A 15,140-nucleotide genomic window follows, 5' to 3' on the forward strand; every position below is an offset into this window, starting at 1 on the left:
AACTCGAGGCAATATAACCGAAAAGCCAAGATGTACAAATGAAGGAACAGGCTGCTTAAAAAATATAGTTGCTCAAGCTGGAGGAAGTATTATGACACATTACATTGATAAAATGAATGTAGAATTTGCTAATGAAGTATTAAGGTGGAAGTATGAACAACCATATGATTTTTATGATAATGAACCTTCGCAAGAAGCGTTAGTTGAAATGCTCAACGAAACTTATTATGTAGTTTTAGATAACAAAAATGAATTGATTGGATTTATATGCATGGGTGGTTCAGCTCAAATTGAAAATGAAACGTACGTATATTCCGAAGATTCTATAGATATTGGAATAGGAATGAAGCCAGAATTAACTGGTAGGGGGCATGGGACTGCGTTTTTCACATTTGTACTCAACTACATAAATAAAATGTTCGGGAAGAGTCCCTATAGACTAACTGTAGCAGAATTTAACCAGAGAGCGATTCGTCTCTATGAGAAATTTGGATTTATCAAAGAGGATACGTTTGTTAAGGGAGAAAGCAAGTTCATTGTCATGATTAAGAAATAAAGCAAAAGAAGATTTAAGTCTATGGCGGTACGAGAAACGCCCATATATTGCATTATTTTTCAAGGAGAATACAACATGTCAAAAACAGTTTATATCATTTCCGGTCCCGCTGGGGTGGGGAAATCGACGACCTCAAAGAAACTGGTTGAACAATTGGAGCGCAGTTCATATATTTCTGGGGATGACATTAGTCACCTGCCCGTAAACGGGAGAGGCAAACCTTGGCTATGTGAAGAAACGCATAAGTTGACTTGGAGAAATATATTAAGTTTAGCGAAAAATCTGATTGAGTTTGATTACGATGTTGTTATAGATTATGTGACGTTTCCATCTGAGGCTAACTGGTTAGCGAATGAACTGGGGAGTATGGATGTGAGGATCGTTTATGTTGTGTTTATGGTTGATCCTGCAACCCTTGTTATAAGGGACCGGTCAAGAGATCCATTATTTCAAATGGGAGAACGAAGCGTAATTCTATTGAATGAATTTAAAGAAGCGTTAAAAGACGAAAGACATATCTTAAATACGGAGCAATATTCTGTTGACCAGATCGACGCAGTAGTTGCAGAGATATTAAATAATAATCGATTTTTGATAAGCTACATTTGAAGAGGCTGAGGCCATCGAAAACATCCGACTAGGTAGAAACATAATTGGAGTGGAATAGAGAGGTCAACCTAGAAAATGTTCCATTGTAATGATCCATAACTTGAAAGGAGTGATGTGGTATGAACAATACACATTCGAGTAATGCCCATAATGGTTTAAGAGGTGTTTTGATCTAACACAGAGGAGTGTTCAAGTGGTTCCTCTGTGAACACGTTGAGGAGGAATTGAACATGACAATAAGTTTGAAACCCGTGTCGGTCGATAACTGGTATAGCTGCACCCAATTAGAAGTAAGAGAAGATCAAAAGGAAGTATTCCCGGCCCCGATCGTATATTGGATTGCTGAATCGAAGTATGTCACTGAATTTCAACCGATGGCGATCTATTGTAATGAGAATATTATCGGTTTTATCGTTTATTGTACGATTCCGGATGAGGATGGGAACTATTGGATTCCGGCGCTAATGATTGACCAGAAGCATCAGGGAAAAGGGTACGGAAGAGAAGCGATGAAACAACTGCTAACCCTAATGAAAGAAACCTTGGACTGCCAAAGAATCATGATTGGGCACAGACCGGAAAACACGGTTGCAGGCGCTTTATATGAATCATTAGGATTCAAACGAATAAGTCGAGAACTGATCGATGGTGAAGTGGTCCGTCTTTTGATCTGAACGTGTTGATTGAACCAGGTCACGATTCATAAAGCGAATGAGCCGATCATCAAAACGTGGCTGCTGTATAAATGGAGAAACAAAGTGATTGGAAGGGAAAAGTGAATTCGTAACAGGAGTGTTACAACAATAGACTGAAATCTAAAACTGAATCAAAAGAAAGTCGAGGCAAGAAGATAGAGTGCTTGTACGGTATTGTAAACGAAGGTAAAATATAGATATCCTATCCAAAGGTAGCGAACTGACACCGATCGGAAGATGGTACAGTGCTCGTAGTACCTAGTGAATTTATTACTGCGGTTTATATCATTGTACTAACCAAGTGTTAACGCACTTGGTTTTTCATTAAGACAGATTGTCAAGCTCTAACGTTAGATGTAAGAGGAGGGGGCTGGTTTGAAACCATGTACTGTTATCATTGTCTTTTTAATTTTTCTCGGATGTCAGTCAATAAAGCCGGTTCAAACTACAGCATCGAGTACAGTAGGTGCTTTGTCTAGTACGACTCTGGATGATTATTCCGCAACGCTTTCGATCCCACAAAAAGTTAAGGTCAACGAGGAATTCACGATCAAGGCTGAACTTAAAAAAGAATTAGAGCAAAAAGTGACGATTTCGAGTAAGCAGCAAATGTTCGTCTACGTGATTAAAGATCGTAATGGGAATCAGATTAATTCCTATGCGATTACGGACAAAGGAAAGAATCGAGAAGTTTCTGGTAAGGTTGTTATTTCGGAAAACTACAAGTATAAGATTAAGCAGCCTGGTATATACGAAATCTCGGCAATAGCAGAATTTACAGTTATTAAAGACGAAAAAAGTCAGTATTTTAAAATTGAAACGGATTCTAAGCAAGTAGAAATAGAATAATAAACACGAACCCATGCGGCGCTTCTTATGGTCCGTCTTTCTTATTCCGAGCGGCGGCACCAGCATATATAGTATACCCGGCAAGCGAGTTGGGCTTCTTCTGCCTGATCGCCTTCGGTTGAAGCTGCACGCTCTAACTCTCGGCAAATGGTCGAAGAATGTTGAGTCATTTTGATGATCCGAATGAATGGGGGATAACGATGCCATTTCCAGTACATATCGTGGCAGCAGCAGGTTTTGTCGAGAATAAGCACGGTGAAGTGTTACTAGTGAAAGATCGGCGGAGTGGGTGGGTCTTTCCTGGTGGACAGGTGGAGGTCGGTGAAAACCTCATCGATGGGTTAATCAGAGAAGTAAAAGAGGAAAGTGGAATAGATGTTGCTGTATCACACTTGATTGGTATATATTCCAACACGGCGACGTATGAAGGGCATAGCGGAGTGGGAATGGTGCCTACCAAAGTATTGTTCGATTTTGTATGTGAACCTGTGGGCGGTGAACTAACCACATCCGAAGAAACATCTGAATGTCGTTGGGTTAGAAAGGATGAAGCGCTTGAGATGATATCGGCTCCGGCGATTCGTACGCGGTATCAAGCGTATCTTGATTTTGAAGGCAGCATCCATTATGCGGAGTATATCACCAAACCTGAATTTGAATTAAAGATGAATCGCAAAATATAGCAAGATGAGAGTTGGAGGGTTACCCATGAACATAGATGGTAAGGGACTTGAGCATATCGCAATCATGATGGATGGCAATGGACGTTGGGCGACGAAACGAGGATTACCCCGAACAGCTGGTCACTATGCCGGTATGGAAACGATGAGGAAAATAATCCGTGATTGTCATGCGATAGGATTAAAATATGTCACATTGTATGCATTCTCATCCGAGAACTGGAAACGGCCCAAAGATGAAGTTGAGTATCTTCTGAATTTGCCGATGAAATTCCTGAATGAAACCACATTAATGGAATTTGATCGGAACCATATCAGGATCAGATTCATCGGAGATCTGTCAGGATTCTCAAAGGATCTGGTCCATTCATTTGCCAGTATTGAAGAACGAACAAAAAATAATACGGGCATGACCGTAAGCTTCGCCATAAATTATGGTGGGAGAAATGAAATATTACATGCAATGAAACGACTCATTTCGGATGGGATCGATCCTGAATTAATAACGGCAGAGGTTATCGAAAATTATTTATACACTCAAGGGATGCCTGCTCCGGAACTGATTATAAGAACGAGTGGAGAACAAAGGCTAAGCAATTTCCTGTTATGGCAATCATCCGTTGCAGAGCTTTGGTTTACCAAGACATTATGGCCTGATTTTACAAAGGAACATTTATTCGATGCGATCAATGAATATCACAAGCGGAAATCACATGTCAGCTAAACCATGGGGGATTATCAATAGATGAGTTATTATGGAGAATTGTGCACCAGAATGTATGAAAGTGACAAATCATTAGCCGAAGGGAAAGAACTGGAGTTTTATCTTTCTTTTGTCCATCGAAAAGATATGCGCGTACTAGAGCCCATGTGTGGAAATGGCCGTTTGTTAATTCCTTTTATGCAGCAGGGGATTGATATCGAAGGATTCGATATTTCTGATGATATGTTGAAGGTGTGCAGAGAGAAGGGCAAGCAGTTGAATCTTGAACCTCGTGTATATAACCGCGGAATTGAAGATTTTATAAGCCCTAACACATTTGATTTGATCGTCATTCCGTTTGGATCATTCTCCTTACTACCAGACGAACTGGTGAATATGAGTCTACACAATTTGAAAAAAGCTCTAACTGATCAAGGGAAACTCCTTGTTACGATTATGTTGAAGGATAAAGAGGTACATGAACTCCCCGAATGGACGGAATCAGGAAAGGTACATTTCGAGCATGAATCGATTGTGTTGTACAAGAAAACGCAATATCTCAGAGATCGATCCATATTATTAACCGAACTAAAGTATCAACTGCAAAACGATGATCAAATCATAAAGACGGAGATGATGGAATTTCCACTTAAGCTTTATTCGATCACAGAATTTGAAGGTATACTCCAGGACAATGATTTTGAACATATTCGGTTACATGAAGTGAAGGATGGGTATGGGCAAGGGACTTGTTTTCACGTTTTTGAGTGCAGTTAACCAAAATACGAAATCACGAAAGAAGGATGCCATATGATTGCCATTCGCTTGGTTTCAATGGAGGATATTCCGCATATTCAGTCCATTGCTCATGAAACATGGATGTACACATATGGAAGTATATATACCAAAGAGTACATTGATACGTTCCTAAGTAGAGCTTATTCTACCGAGAGTTTAAGTCGATCTGTAGAGAGAACACTTCAAAGTGAGAAACGGGATTTTTTGATCGCAGAATGGAATGACGCAGTCGTCGGATATGCTCACACCCGTCAAGTAAACGAGGAAGAGGTTGAATTACTACGAATTTACGTACGGCCTGAGTTTCATAAAATGGGGGTAGGTAAAGCTTTCATCCAAGAATATATTCACGTTTTAAAGCCAATGAAGAAATTGTTTGCGTGGGTAGGAAAAGACAATTCTATAGGCAGGGCATTTTATGAGAAACGCGGGTTCATCCAAACGGAAGAAATGGTAGAGACCACTGGAGGGCAGGAAAAAACACAAATTAAATATGAACTGAAACTGTAGAGGGGGAGAACGTCTTGGATGCAGTGGGGATTTATTAAAATAGACATCTAAAGGAGAATAAGAAATGTTTCCAATCCTAACAACGGAAAGAACAATTTTGAGAGAAGTACAATTTGAAGACGTTGAACAAATATATGATTCCTTTTCTAATAAAGAAACCATGAAATATTATGGTCAAGATCCCTTTACTGAAAAAGAACAAGCTGCAAACCTTATTAATCACTTTCATACTATGTATCAAGAGAAAAAAGGAATGCGTTGGGGAATACAGCTTAAGGGTCAAGAGCATGTGATCGGAACAATTGGTTTTAATCTATGGTCTCAAAAATACAAACGAGCAGAATTAGGGTTTGAGATTCATCCAGGCTACTGGAGAAAAGGCTATGCGTCAGAAGTAATTCCCGAGGTACTTAAATATGGTTTTGAAGAGTTAAAATTGGCCCGTATTGGTGCAATAGTTTTTCTTGAGAACGAGGCATCCAACAATTTGCTATTGAATATGGGATTTGAACACGAAGGAATTCTCAGAAACTATATGTATCAAAATGGACGCTTCTATGATACGAATGTGTACTCAATACTGAACTCTAATTGATCCTTTTTGTAAAGTGATGAAAGTGTCAAGATATAGGCCCAAAGCAGCAAATGCAGGATATCCATCCATAGCTATTCCGGCGGGGGATATAGATAACGGTCGACCATTTGGTATAACTTTTGCGGGAAAAGCATTCAGCGAGTCCACGTTAATTTGCATCGGTTACGCTTTCGAACAACGAACCAAGCATCGTAAAAAACCAAATTGTTATAACAAACTAAATTTTACAGACTGATCGGTGTACCTGAAGGGAGTATACGGTGGCTTCGTTGGTGCTTGCGGGATGGCAGATTCCATCGAGATTGTTGTAGAAAACTATAAAATCAATAAAGGGTTGATCTCTGATGTTCTATGTAAATGCAAGAGCTTTTGTAGAGCGAAAGAATAATGAAGGAATCGAGATCGTTATACAAAGAAGGACTAAGGCAAATGCTGCGTATAAGTTCGAACTTCCCGGGGGGAGGGTGGAACCTTTTGAATCGCTGCTCCAAGCATTGATCAGAGAAGTTAAGGAAGAAACAGGATTGGATGTATATGAAATAGAAGGAGCTAACACTCGGATTGATACGATCGGCATAAATCCTGCATTTGAGGTGGAGTGTCTTCAACCTTATGCAGCGTATCAAACCATTAAGGGACCGATTGATTCCGTCGGTTATTATTTTAGATGCAAGGCCACCGGAGATTTGCTGAAAGCTGGTGACGAAACCGCAGATATTCAGTGGATGGCTATCAAGGAACTTAATGATTTATTTACCCGGAATCCATTGGATTTTTCGGATGTTGATCGTGCTGGAGTGAAGTATTATTTGAAGGACCACGGGTTTTAATTTTTACGTAACTTTACATTTAAGCTTGGTTCCGGCGTGTTCTACAGGAGCTTGGTCAGCGGGATGAACTTCCAGGGGGACGAAACAATGAATCTTCAATACAATATACAATTTGAGAAAATGTGTCATACGTTACAGCTGGGTGAGATGCTTAAAACACCTGAAGCTATTTCGGGCGGTTTATTACATAGGATGTTTTCTTTGGAGACCTTTAAAGGGAGATATGCTGTAAAAGCATTAAACCCACAAATCATGGCGAGGCCAACTGCCTATGAAAACTATATTCGGTCAGAAAAAATCGCAAGCCTTGCATCAAATTATATACCTGCTCAACCTGCAAAGGTGTTTAATGGTCATGGATTGCAAAACATAGACAATCAGTTTTATCTGGTTTTTGACTGGATCGAGGGTTACAGTCTTAAATCACAGGAGATTACTACAACCCATTGTACGCAAGTGGGCTCTATTCTTGCTAAACTTCATAAGATCAATTTCTCTCAGATCGAGAATAGCAACAACAATACGAATAACACAAAAGATACAGACTGGCAATTCTATTTAAGTAAGGGGAAAGAACTCGATTCTTCATGGGTAAACCTGTTAGCCGCTATTATTGACGAGTTGTTTTTGTGGACTGATCGAGCGAATCATGCCCTCCAATTATTGGCGGGAGAACGTATATTGAGTCATAGAGACCTGGATCCAAAAAACGTAATGTGGAGTAAAGGCAGCCCCATATTCATTGATTGGGAATCAGCCGGAGTTATACATCCAAAACATGATTTAATGGAGACCGCTATTTATTGGTCAACGGGGGATTCGGGAGAAATAGATCAAGAAAAATTTAATGCTTTTGTCACGGCATACCAAGAGCACTACGGCGTTGTAACTGCAAATTGGAGGATAGTTCTGGAACTTGGTTATTTAAGTAAACTCGATTGGTTGGAGTATAGTCTTAAACGATCATTATGGATTGAATGTGCAGACGCAAAAGAACAAGAAATGGGCACAAAACAAATCGTAGCTACAATTCATGCACTGAAACAATATGAAGAGATGATCTCCATATTAGAGACGTGGTTGAACAACGGATAATATCAAATACTTTCGTGAAATCCAAATCGCATGGAAGGACTGAGACCATGACTAGACGTATTGTTGTAACTGGAGGAGCGATCATTCGAGATGAATTTGGAAGAATATTATTGCAGAAGAGATCGGATTATGGAGATTGGGGATTGCCTGGTGGCGGGATGGAACCTGGTGAATCCATAGAAGAAACGATGCTAAGGGAAGTGATGGAAGAGACAGGTCTTGAAGTCAAACAATATCATTTGAATTCCATATATTCAGGCCCTCGTATGAAATATACATACCCGGATGGAAATGAAGTTGTTTTTGTCATGTTTTTGTTTAATGTTGAGGCGGAATTGAAAGGGAAATTATTAGATGACGGAAAAACGGTGAATTTCAAAGATCAAAATAATGAGTCGTTACAACTCGTGTTCAAGGGACTCGATGAGATTGATTTGGACTCGATTAATGCCGTGCAAAAGCCGGTGTTTGTGGATTTGATAACAAATAACAATAAGTTATTAAAAACATAATGTTGTAATGATACACAGAATTCACTATATAAACGCAAAAACATACAAACACACGTTAACGGAGAGGCAGAACCAATCTGGAGAAGCAAAGCGGTCGCGTTTATCACCGGATTTTCCCGCTAGAAAAGGGGAACCAAAAAATCTGGGGATAACAGCGATCGGAAGATGGTACTGCACTCGTAGTGGCCTTGTGTGATTGATTAGTGCGGTTTATATAGATTTATGTAAAATGTGGTGTTAAGAAGAAGGCAGATTCAGAGAAAAGATTTATAAACACGGGAAGTACTGGGATAGCATTTGCATGAGTCTATTAAAAGTGAATATATATCTTCTTAAGCATAACCTTCCAAAAGAACATGGCATCTGCGTTACTTAAAAATGTTCATGAAAGGATCATAACGATGGAGAGATATAAGAGCTCGTCCGGAAGAAAATTAATTATGGATTCCTATAACATGCTGCTGCATTCATGGGAAACGGATTTCGTAGAAAAGGTGATCGAGACGACCTATGGATCGACGCACGTGATCATTGCCGGTGACCGTTCGAATCCACCGTTGATGCTATTTCATGGGACAGCAGATAATTCGGCCATGATGTGGATATACAATATGAAGGATTTAGCCAAGGCGTTTTATGTGATTGCGGTAGATGCTGTAGGGGGATCTGGCAAAAGCGAACCTAATGATGAATATTTCAGAGCATTCAATCAAATCACTTGGATGGACGACATTGTGACAGCTTTGAACATCCATACCATAAATATTTGCGGAGTTTCATATGGTGCCTATTTATCTTATAACTACACATTGAAGAGACCTGATAAGGTAAATAAGGCAGTCTGTCTTGCAGGTAGAATTCCAAGCAATTCATTTGAAGTGATTTATAAAATGATGGCCGCTTTTTTGCCAGAGGCATTATTTCCGTCGGAAAAAAACTGTGAAAAGCTGCTGAATAAATTGAGCGGGCCTCATCGTTCGCCATTTCAAGACAATGAACTTCTGATGAAGCACTGGTACTACTTGTTAAAGTATTTTAACAATAAATCGATGATGCAGCACAAAATAGAAATACATACGGATCAGGAGATATCCGAATTAAGGAACAAGGTATTGTTCCTCATTGGTGAATATGATCGATTATCCAATTATCCGAAAGCTATAAAGAAACTTGAGGACAACAGAATGAATTACAAAATCATTCCTGATGCGGGACACGCAATAAATCATGAGCAAGCCGATCTGATCAATAAGGAGATTATTGACTTTCTAAATTGATGGGGCTTCATCTAGCTGTTTGTAGCTCATGGTGCAATCATGAGCTTTTTTATTTATTTCCCTTGGTGGCGTTCCTTCAAAACCCAAAATCAAAAAGCAGGTGAAAAAAATGAGTATAAGTAAAACGATTACATACATCGATTTTGAACTGTCCAACACATTAAGTGAATACCAGCCTTGGTTTGGGCTGAACACCGAAGTGCTTTGTTTTAAACCTAAAGAGGGGTGGAGCATCGGACAGATTTTGGAGCATGTTACATTAACCAATCACTATTTGTTGATATTAATCAGAAAAGGGAAGAGAAAGGCGATTGATTTGGCCGGAAAGAAAGATTTACAAACACGGTTAGAAACGTATTCATTTAATTTGCATGAGCTAGATGCAATTGCTAGACATAACTCATTTGATTGGATTAGACCCGAACATATGGAGCCGACGGGAGATAAAGATCTCGGAGAAATAAGAGTACTCCTTGAGGAACAAATAAAAGAGTGTAGAGACATACTGTTCGAAATGAACAAGGGCGAAGGAATACTTTACAAGACGACGATGACGGTAAATAACTTAGGGAAGATTGATGTGTATCAATATATTTATTTTCTGTGCCAACATGCCAAAAGACATATCACCCAAATGGAGAAAGTTCTGAATGAGTATAATGAAATTAATCCATTAGGACTATGAATACGTATAAATAGAGAACGTGGTTATTCGCATCAACATCGTGGAACTTGAAAGAGCAGTAAAAAGAGATAAAATCGAAAGCTGCGTTTCCTGCAACTAAACGTAGTATTTAAGCGTTAGGAAAATAGGGATTAAACGATTGGATTATCTAATCAACCGGACATTCGCGAGGAACTCTTTTGAAAAAATAAAGATATGCTGTGATCGAGGCTCGTATTTTTCAATAAAACGCAAATCGGAGGTGTTCTCATGGAAAACGGAAAAATCTTGGGTATTGCTTATAATGTGATCCCTGTTGAAGACCTGGAAGCATCCGCAGCTTGGTTTGTTAAGCATTTCGGATTCAACATCAGAAATCGAAGGGAAGGATATTTAAGCCTTTTCAGGGATAACCGACCTATTTTGGATCTGATCCAAAGCGAACATAAGTCAAGAGCCGTATTCGAAGTGCGAAATCAAAGAAGATGGGTGATTACCTTTTTCACGGACAATATTGCATCGTTACATAGCTATTTAAAATCAGAAGATGTTAAAGTCGGGAACATAAGTGATGAAGGAAAGTATGGGAAGTTTTTTGTGATGGAAGATTTGGACGGCAATTTGTTCGATGTCTGGGAGCATCATGATTGTGAACTGATTTTTTAACGAGAAAAATAAAGGATTTGGTTTTGTTCACGAACATGTTCCTGAAATTGGCATGACCTTGCTAAAAGAATATCGCGGCAACGGAATAGGTACCTCCTTAATGAATGAACTATTTAAAGAAGCTAAGCAAAGAGGAATCCGACGCTTATCCCTGAGTGTGGACCCAGGGAATATACCAGCCGTGAAACTGTACGAGCGGTTCGGATTCAAAGAAGTGGGGAAGGTGGGTACTTCCATCACGATGGTGGTTGAATTGTGATCAAATCATCAGTTTGAGAGATAAAAGCAGAGTTTTTGAAAAATGTATGTATACGTAATCAATCAGGAATAACTTTTTTGCCAATGATATGTCCCAACATGACTATGGGGATCAGGATCAGGCCAACAGCCAGACTCTGTATAAATGACCACCAGGTGAGCATGTTCAATTCTGCTAAACGGTAGAATAAATAAACGGAATAGGGAAGAGTTACGAAAACGGCTGTCACTACTCCAGGGGTGTACATTCGCAAGTAGATGCTTTGAAATAGATGAGTGAACACATGGATGAAGAGAACAGCATTAAAACCGATGAATAACAACAAAGAATGATGCTCCGCAGCTATCCACGTTACCGGAATGAACATAATGAATTCCAAAGCAACCGCCACGGCAAATTGAGCAGAGGTGATATGCTGAAAGGAATCGAAACGCCGTCTAAGCGGCTTGGGCAGCGCTGAACGAACCAACCCATGGTTTCGTTTCATCCATTTCTCTACAACAATAATTTCTTCGAAATCATGAATCATAAATGCAGCGAAAAACAGCCAAATCAGCGAATTCAGGCTGATCTGTTCATTGAACCAGTCCATAGCTTCCTCCTATGAATTTTTAGTATGTTGTTTTAAGTGAGCTTCCCATTTCCTTATTGACAGGTGTGGGTCGAATAAAAAAATGGGGAGAGAAGGATGAAAAAACGAAATTTCTTATTCATGCTAATTGTCTCGAGTTCGTTGTTACTTACAAGTTGCAATGATGCTAACAATACGATTGCTACGCAGGGTGAACATACAAAAACAGTCGATATGGAGCATGCCAACGAACCATCCGAATCCATGTTTAGGATCGAAATGCAATCCCCTCCAACGATTACAGCCGGGGAAACCTTTGAGGTAAAGGGATATTTGGTCAATCAAAGCGAAACTGCTTGGGATATTTTCCATGGTGCGGATATGTTTACTTATACCATTTACGATGATGCAGGTAAACCCCTGCCAAACCATGAGGGGATGATTGCAGTAAATGATATAGGTTTGGGGACAACGCTCCAGCCCAATAGCAAATATAATTACGACGGTGAACAGCATGTTAGTTCCAAGTTATATCAATTGTTGGTAGACCAACCCGGAAAATATAAGATCGTCGGTCAGGCAGAATTCTACATTACTTATGACAATAAATCGCATCGATTTCAAATTAAATCTGAACCACTGGAGGTAAATGTAGATCCATAAATCAAGTGAAGTGAATGGTGTTGGAATTCAACTCGGAAAGGTGATGAATGATGCATCAGGTCCTCGAAACATACTCATCGAATGTGCTACTGTCGGGAAATGTACGAAACGACATTCAAGCCTTTTTTTCAGCTCATCATGATCTTGAAACTTTAAATCATACGTTAATAGTGGCAACCCAGGCAAGGCACATCGCAGAACTTTATGGTGCAGATCCGTGGAAGGCAGAACAAGCAGGTCTGCTGCATGACATCAGTAACGTGGTCCCTGTAAGCGAGATGTTAAATGTAGCCAAGGTACTATCGATCGATATTTTGGACGAAGAGTATACCTATGATCGAATTGTACATCAAAAATTGTCCAAAGCTATGGCCAAAGAAATTTTTCATATCAACGACAGTGAGATCTTGGACGCCATAGAATGTCATACCACATTCAGGCCTGAAGCAAGTCTTATGGATAAAGTTCTTTTCGTTTCAGACAAAATCTCTTGGGAGCTGCCAGGAAATCATGCGTATTTGCATGAAATCCGAAAAAAGGTTGTAGACGAGCAGCGATTGGATGAAGGGATACTGATCTATCTTAATTACATTTGGAAGCAGCGTTCCAAACTTAAATTGGTACATCCATGGCTAATCCAGGCGAGAGAAGAATTATTGCAAAAGGGGCTTTGTATCTAAAAGTTTTGTTCATGTTAGGATTTGGGGAGTGAGTGAAATGCCTTTTTGTTTTTACGATAATATAGAAATCAGCGATGAATCGATCGTCAGCATTGATCGGGTGTATGGTCTGGATTTTGGGCAATTTGACGATGAGATGTGGGACAAGTTGTCTGAGATCTATTCCATGCTGCCTGCGCAAATCAAGGTGGACGGCGTTGGACAACCTGCCTGGTTTGGAGAAGAAGACAAACATCACGAATACCTGTGGGCGTCTGTGGAGCCTTCAGGTGGTGCAGGTTGTCGGACGATTGAATTCCGCAGATTGGTACGAGTGGGAAAAGACGTTTCATGAGGGAATCATCGCTTTTCCATTTTTCGCGATTTAACGATGAAGACTCGTGTAATATAAAGGCGTTTTCTCACTAAATATGCACGAATAAAAAGAAATATAGTACCTTAATTTCCAATTATATGTTATTCTGAGAAAAGGATGCGCTTTCATCCAAGCGTAGACTTGCTAGTAGGTTTCTCTATCGCTTTTTCTAGCACCGGCAGCTTGGGAATGGCAGCAACGTATACGATGCAGAAAGGAGGGCATCCGGACTTTGATTGCAGTATGGTCAACGAAGTGTGTTCAAGGTAATCGTTCTGCGTGTGGAAGAATCATCATTAAATAAGCGGAGGTTTTGACATGCTGGCCAAAATGAAAAAGTGCGGAATGTACAGTCTGGCTCTTGTATTGTTGTCTACCATGTTCTTAAACGGTTGGAATGCCAAAGTATCGGCGGCAACCCCGATTACATCGGATTTCAGGTCTTTGCAGGCTTCGCAGATCATTAGCGAAATGGGTGCGGGATGGAATCTGGGAAATCAGCTTGAAGCATCATTGAACGGCACGCCAAGCGAGACGGCATGGGGCAATCCTATGGTTACTCCGGAATTGATCAAAAAAGTAAAAGCAGCGGGTTTCAAAACGATTCGGATTCCCGTTTCTTATTTGAATCATATTGGAAGCGCTCCCAACTATACGATTAATTCAGCGTGGCTGGATCGAGTGAAAACGGTCGTTGACTACGCCTACAATGAAGGTTTGTACGTCATCATCAACATTCATGGAGATGGCTACAATACCGTGCAAGGTGGATGGCTGTTGGTCAATGGAAGCAATCAAACGGCCATCAAACAAAAGTATGAGAAAGTGTGGCAACAAATTGCCAACAAGTTTATCAACTATGATGAACGGCTTATTCTGGAATCGATGAACGAAGTGTTTGACGGCAATTATGGAAATCCCAATTCCGCATACTATGCCAACCTGAATGCGTACAACCAAATCTTCGTGGATACGGTAAGGAAAACCGGAGGCAACAATAGCGCCAGATGGTTGCTCATTCCGGGTTGGAATACGAATATCGACTATACCGTTGGCAACTATGGTTTTGTTCTGCCAACGGATACAAACCGATCTTCAACGATCCCAAGCTCGGAGAAAAGAATCATGATATCGGCGCACTACTATTCTCCGTGGGACTTTGCAGGCGAGGAAAATGGAACGATTACACAATGGGGAGCTACGGCAACGAATCCTTCCAAGAAATCGACGTGGGGACAAGAAGATTACCTGAATTCACAGTTGCAATCGATGTACAATAAATTTGTCACCCAAGGATATCCTGTGGTACTCGGTGAATTTGGTTCCATTGATAAAACGTCGTACGATTCGACCAATAACGTATACCGCGCAGCGTTTGCCAAAGCGGTCACGGCAACGGCCAAAAAATACGGGGCGGTGCCGGTTTATTGGGATAATGGCCACAACGGCCAACATGGATTTGCCTTGTTTAACCGATCCAACAATACCGTAACCCAACAAGGCATCATTAATGCGATCATGCAAGGAATGCAATAAGCCATTCATACGTGTGTTTGTGAACGGCGCGAACCCG

20 protein-coding genes and 2 pseudogenes are annotated in these 15,140 nt (G+C 40.3%); 21 read left to right on the forward strand and 1 reads right to left on the reverse strand.

Annotation, left to right across the window (positions count from 1 at the left end):
- Positions 1-91 precede the first annotated feature (91 nt).
- The 17 genes and pseudogenes from SNR34_RS11530 to SNR34_RS11610 all read left to right on the forward strand — a co-directional run.
- Positions 92-556 carry a GNAT family N-acetyltransferase gene (locus SNR34_RS11530; RefSeq protein ID WP_486181910.1) on the forward strand — a complete coding sequence of 155 codons (465 nt, stop codon included), beginning with the start codon at positions 92-94 and terminating at the stop codon, positions 554-556.
- A gap of 75 nt (positions 557-631) precedes the next feature.
- Complete coding sequence (locus tag SNR34_RS11535) at positions 632-1,165, forward strand: P-loop nucleotide/nucleoside kinase family protein (protein WP_339277582.1); 534 nt, start codon at positions 632-634, stop codon at positions 1,163-1,165.
- 230 nt (positions 1,166-1,395) lie between these two features.
- Positions 1,396-1,839, forward strand: a complete 444-nt coding sequence (locus SNR34_RS11540; RefSeq protein ID WP_343259484.1) for a GNAT family N-acetyltransferase — start codon at positions 1,396-1,398, stop codon at positions 1,837-1,839.
- 396 nt (positions 1,840-2,235) lie between these two features.
- The gene (locus SNR34_RS11545) at positions 2,236-2,709 is read left to right on the forward strand and encodes a hypothetical protein (RefSeq protein ID WP_486181911.1); all 474 of its coding nucleotides are present in this window, start codon (positions 2,236-2,238) and stop codon (positions 2,707-2,709) included.
- A 200-nt stretch (positions 2,710-2,909) separates the two neighbouring features.
- Positions 2,910-3,392 carry an NUDIX hydrolase gene (locus SNR34_RS11550; RefSeq protein WP_486182443.1) on the forward strand — a complete coding sequence of 161 codons (483 nt, stop codon included), beginning with the start codon at positions 2,910-2,912 and terminating at the stop codon, positions 3,390-3,392.
- A 25-nt stretch (positions 3,393-3,417) separates the two neighbouring features.
- Positions 3,418-4,113: a polyprenyl diphosphate synthase gene (gene uppS / locus SNR34_RS11555; RefSeq protein ID WP_486181912.1), complete on the forward strand. Its 696-nt coding sequence runs from the start codon at positions 3,418-3,420 to the stop codon at positions 4,111-4,113.
- 21 nt (positions 4,114-4,134) lie between these two features.
- The gene (locus SNR34_RS11560; RefSeq protein ID WP_486181913.1) at positions 4,135-4,869 is read left to right on the forward strand and encodes a class I SAM-dependent methyltransferase; all 735 of its coding nucleotides are present in this window, start codon (positions 4,135-4,137) and stop codon (positions 4,867-4,869) included.
- 33 nt (positions 4,870-4,902) lie between these two features.
- Positions 4,903-5,400, forward strand: coding sequence for a GNAT family N-acetyltransferase (locus SNR34_RS11565; protein ID WP_486181914.1), 498 nt, complete (start codon positions 4,903-4,905; stop codon positions 5,398-5,400).
- A 64-nt stretch (positions 5,401-5,464) separates the two neighbouring features.
- A complete protein-coding gene (locus SNR34_RS11570; RefSeq protein ID WP_486181915.1) occupies positions 5,465-5,995 on the forward strand; it encodes a GNAT family N-acetyltransferase in 531 nt (176 codons plus the stop codon).
- A gap of 46 nt (positions 5,996-6,041) precedes the next feature.
- Positions 6,042-6,230: pseudogene (locus SNR34_RS11575) on the forward strand (amidase); the annotation flags it as partial.
- Between the two features lie 109 nt (positions 6,231-6,339).
- On the forward strand, positions 6,340-6,825 hold the full coding sequence (locus SNR34_RS11580) for an NUDIX hydrolase (protein WP_486181916.1): 486 nt from the start codon (positions 6,340-6,342) through the stop codon (positions 6,823-6,825).
- Between the two features lie 87 nt (positions 6,826-6,912).
- Complete coding sequence (locus SNR34_RS11585) at positions 6,913-7,920, forward strand: phosphotransferase (RefSeq protein ID WP_486181917.1); 1,008 nt, start codon at positions 6,913-6,915, stop codon at positions 7,918-7,920.
- A 47-nt stretch (positions 7,921-7,967) separates the two neighbouring features.
- Positions 7,968-8,432, forward strand: a complete 465-nt coding sequence (locus SNR34_RS11590; protein ID WP_486181918.1) for an NUDIX domain-containing protein — start codon at positions 7,968-7,970, stop codon at positions 8,430-8,432.
- A 401-nt stretch (positions 8,433-8,833) separates the two neighbouring features.
- Positions 8,834-9,709 carry an alpha/beta fold hydrolase gene (locus SNR34_RS11595; RefSeq protein ID WP_486181919.1) on the forward strand — a complete coding sequence of 292 codons (876 nt, stop codon included), beginning with the start codon at positions 8,834-8,836 and terminating at the stop codon, positions 9,707-9,709.
- A 109-nt stretch (positions 9,710-9,818) separates the two neighbouring features.
- Positions 9,819-10,394 carry a DinB family protein gene (locus tag SNR34_RS11600; protein ID WP_486181920.1) on the forward strand — a complete coding sequence of 192 codons (576 nt, stop codon included), beginning with the start codon at positions 9,819-9,821 and terminating at the stop codon, positions 10,392-10,394.
- A 249-nt stretch (positions 10,395-10,643) separates the two neighbouring features.
- On the forward strand, positions 10,644-11,039 hold the full coding sequence (locus SNR34_RS11605; RefSeq protein WP_486181921.1) for a VOC family protein: 396 nt from the start codon (positions 10,644-10,646) through the stop codon (positions 11,037-11,039).
- Positions 11,040-11,082: 43 nt separating this feature from the next.
- Positions 11,083-11,298 (forward strand): annotated as a pseudogene (locus SNR34_RS11610) (GNAT family N-acetyltransferase); the annotation flags it as partial.
- Positions 11,299-11,356: 58 nt separating this feature from the next.
- On the opposite strand, the gene SNR34_RS11615 reads toward SNR34_RS11610, so the two are convergent.
- A complete protein-coding gene (locus tag SNR34_RS11615; protein WP_236417295.1) occupies positions 11,357-11,890 on the reverse strand; it encodes an HXXEE domain-containing protein in 534 nt (177 codons plus the stop codon).
- 96 nt (positions 11,891-11,986) lie between these two features.
- Between SNR34_RS11615 and SNR34_RS11620 the strand changes: the two genes are divergently transcribed.
- The 4 genes from SNR34_RS11620 (at position 11,987) to SNR34_RS11635 (ending at position 15,103) form a co-directional block, all read left to right on the forward strand.
- Positions 11,987-12,532, forward strand: coding sequence for a hypothetical protein (locus SNR34_RS11620; protein ID WP_486181922.1), 546 nt, complete (start codon positions 11,987-11,989; stop codon positions 12,530-12,532).
- A 47-nt stretch (positions 12,533-12,579) separates the two neighbouring features.
- Positions 12,580-13,212, forward strand: coding sequence for a bis(5'-nucleosyl)-tetraphosphatase (symmetrical) YqeK (gene yqeK / locus SNR34_RS11625; protein ID WP_486181923.1), 633 nt, complete (start codon positions 12,580-12,582; stop codon positions 13,210-13,212).
- Between the two features lie 37 nt (positions 13,213-13,249).
- On the forward strand, positions 13,250-13,546 hold the full coding sequence (locus tag SNR34_RS11630) for a hypothetical protein (protein WP_486181924.1): 297 nt from the start codon (positions 13,250-13,252) through the stop codon (positions 13,544-13,546).
- Positions 13,547-13,885: 339 nt separating this feature from the next.
- On the forward strand, positions 13,886-15,103 hold the full coding sequence (locus SNR34_RS11635; protein WP_343259469.1) for a glycoside hydrolase family 5 protein: 1,218 nt from the start codon (positions 13,886-13,888) through the stop codon (positions 15,101-15,103).
- Positions 15,104-15,140: the final 37 nt, after the last annotated feature.

It is taken from the genome of Paenibacillus sp. XP01 (assembly GCF_057364885.1).

Coding starts and splice junctions, on each gene's coding strand:
- SNR34_RS11530 (WP_486181910.1), top strand. CDS start 92: ATGACACATTACATTGATAAAATGAATGTAGAATTTGCTAATGAAGTA.
- SNR34_RS11535 (WP_339277582.1), top strand. CDS start 632: ATGTCAAAAACAGTTTATATCATTTCCGGTCCCGCTGGGGTGGGGAAA.
- SNR34_RS11540 (WP_343259484.1), top strand. CDS start 1,396: ATGACAATAAGTTTGAAACCCGTGTCGGTCGATAACTGGTATAGCTGC.
- SNR34_RS11550 (WP_486182443.1), top strand. CDS start 2,910: ATGCCATTTCCAGTACATATCGTGGCAGCAGCAGGTTTTGTCGAGAAT.
- uppS (WP_486181912.1), top strand. CDS start 3,418: ATGAACATAGATGGTAAGGGACTTGAGCATATCGCAATCATGATGGAT.
- SNR34_RS11560 (WP_486181913.1), top strand. CDS start 4,135: ATGAGTTATTATGGAGAATTGTGCACCAGAATGTATGAAAGTGACAAA.
- SNR34_RS11565 (WP_486181914.1), top strand. CDS start 4,903: ATGATTGCCATTCGCTTGGTTTCAATGGAGGATATTCCGCATATTCAG.
- SNR34_RS11570 (WP_486181915.1), top strand. CDS start 5,465: ATGTTTCCAATCCTAACAACGGAAAGAACAATTTTGAGAGAAGTACAA.
- SNR34_RS11580 (WP_486181916.1), top strand. CDS start 6,340: ATGTTCTATGTAAATGCAAGAGCTTTTGTAGAGCGAAAGAATAATGAA.
- SNR34_RS11585 (WP_486181917.1), top strand. CDS start 6,913: ATGAATCTTCAATACAATATACAATTTGAGAAAATGTGTCATACGTTA.
- SNR34_RS11590 (WP_486181918.1), top strand. CDS start 7,968: ATGACTAGACGTATTGTTGTAACTGGAGGAGCGATCATTCGAGATGAA.
- SNR34_RS11595 (WP_486181919.1), top strand. CDS start 8,834: ATGGAGAGATATAAGAGCTCGTCCGGAAGAAAATTAATTATGGATTCC.
- SNR34_RS11600 (WP_486181920.1), top strand. CDS start 9,819: ATGAGTATAAGTAAAACGATTACATACATCGATTTTGAACTGTCCAAC.
- SNR34_RS11605 (WP_486181921.1), top strand. CDS start 10,644: ATGGAAAACGGAAAAATCTTGGGTATTGCTTATAATGTGATCCCTGTT.
- SNR34_RS11615 (WP_236417295.1), bottom strand. CDS start 11,890: ATGGACTGGTTCAATGAACAGATCAGCCTGAATTCGCTGATTTGGCTG.
- SNR34_RS11620 (WP_486181922.1), top strand. CDS start 11,987: ATGAAAAAACGAAATTTCTTATTCATGCTAATTGTCTCGAGTTCGTTG.
- yqeK (WP_486181923.1), top strand. CDS start 12,580: ATGATGCATCAGGTCCTCGAAACATACTCATCGAATGTGCTACTGTCG.
- SNR34_RS11630 (WP_486181924.1), top strand. CDS start 13,250: ATGCCTTTTTGTTTTTACGATAATATAGAAATCAGCGATGAATCGATC.
- SNR34_RS11635 (WP_343259469.1), top strand. CDS start 13,886: ATGCTGGCCAAAATGAAAAAGTGCGGAATGTACAGTCTGGCTCTTGTA.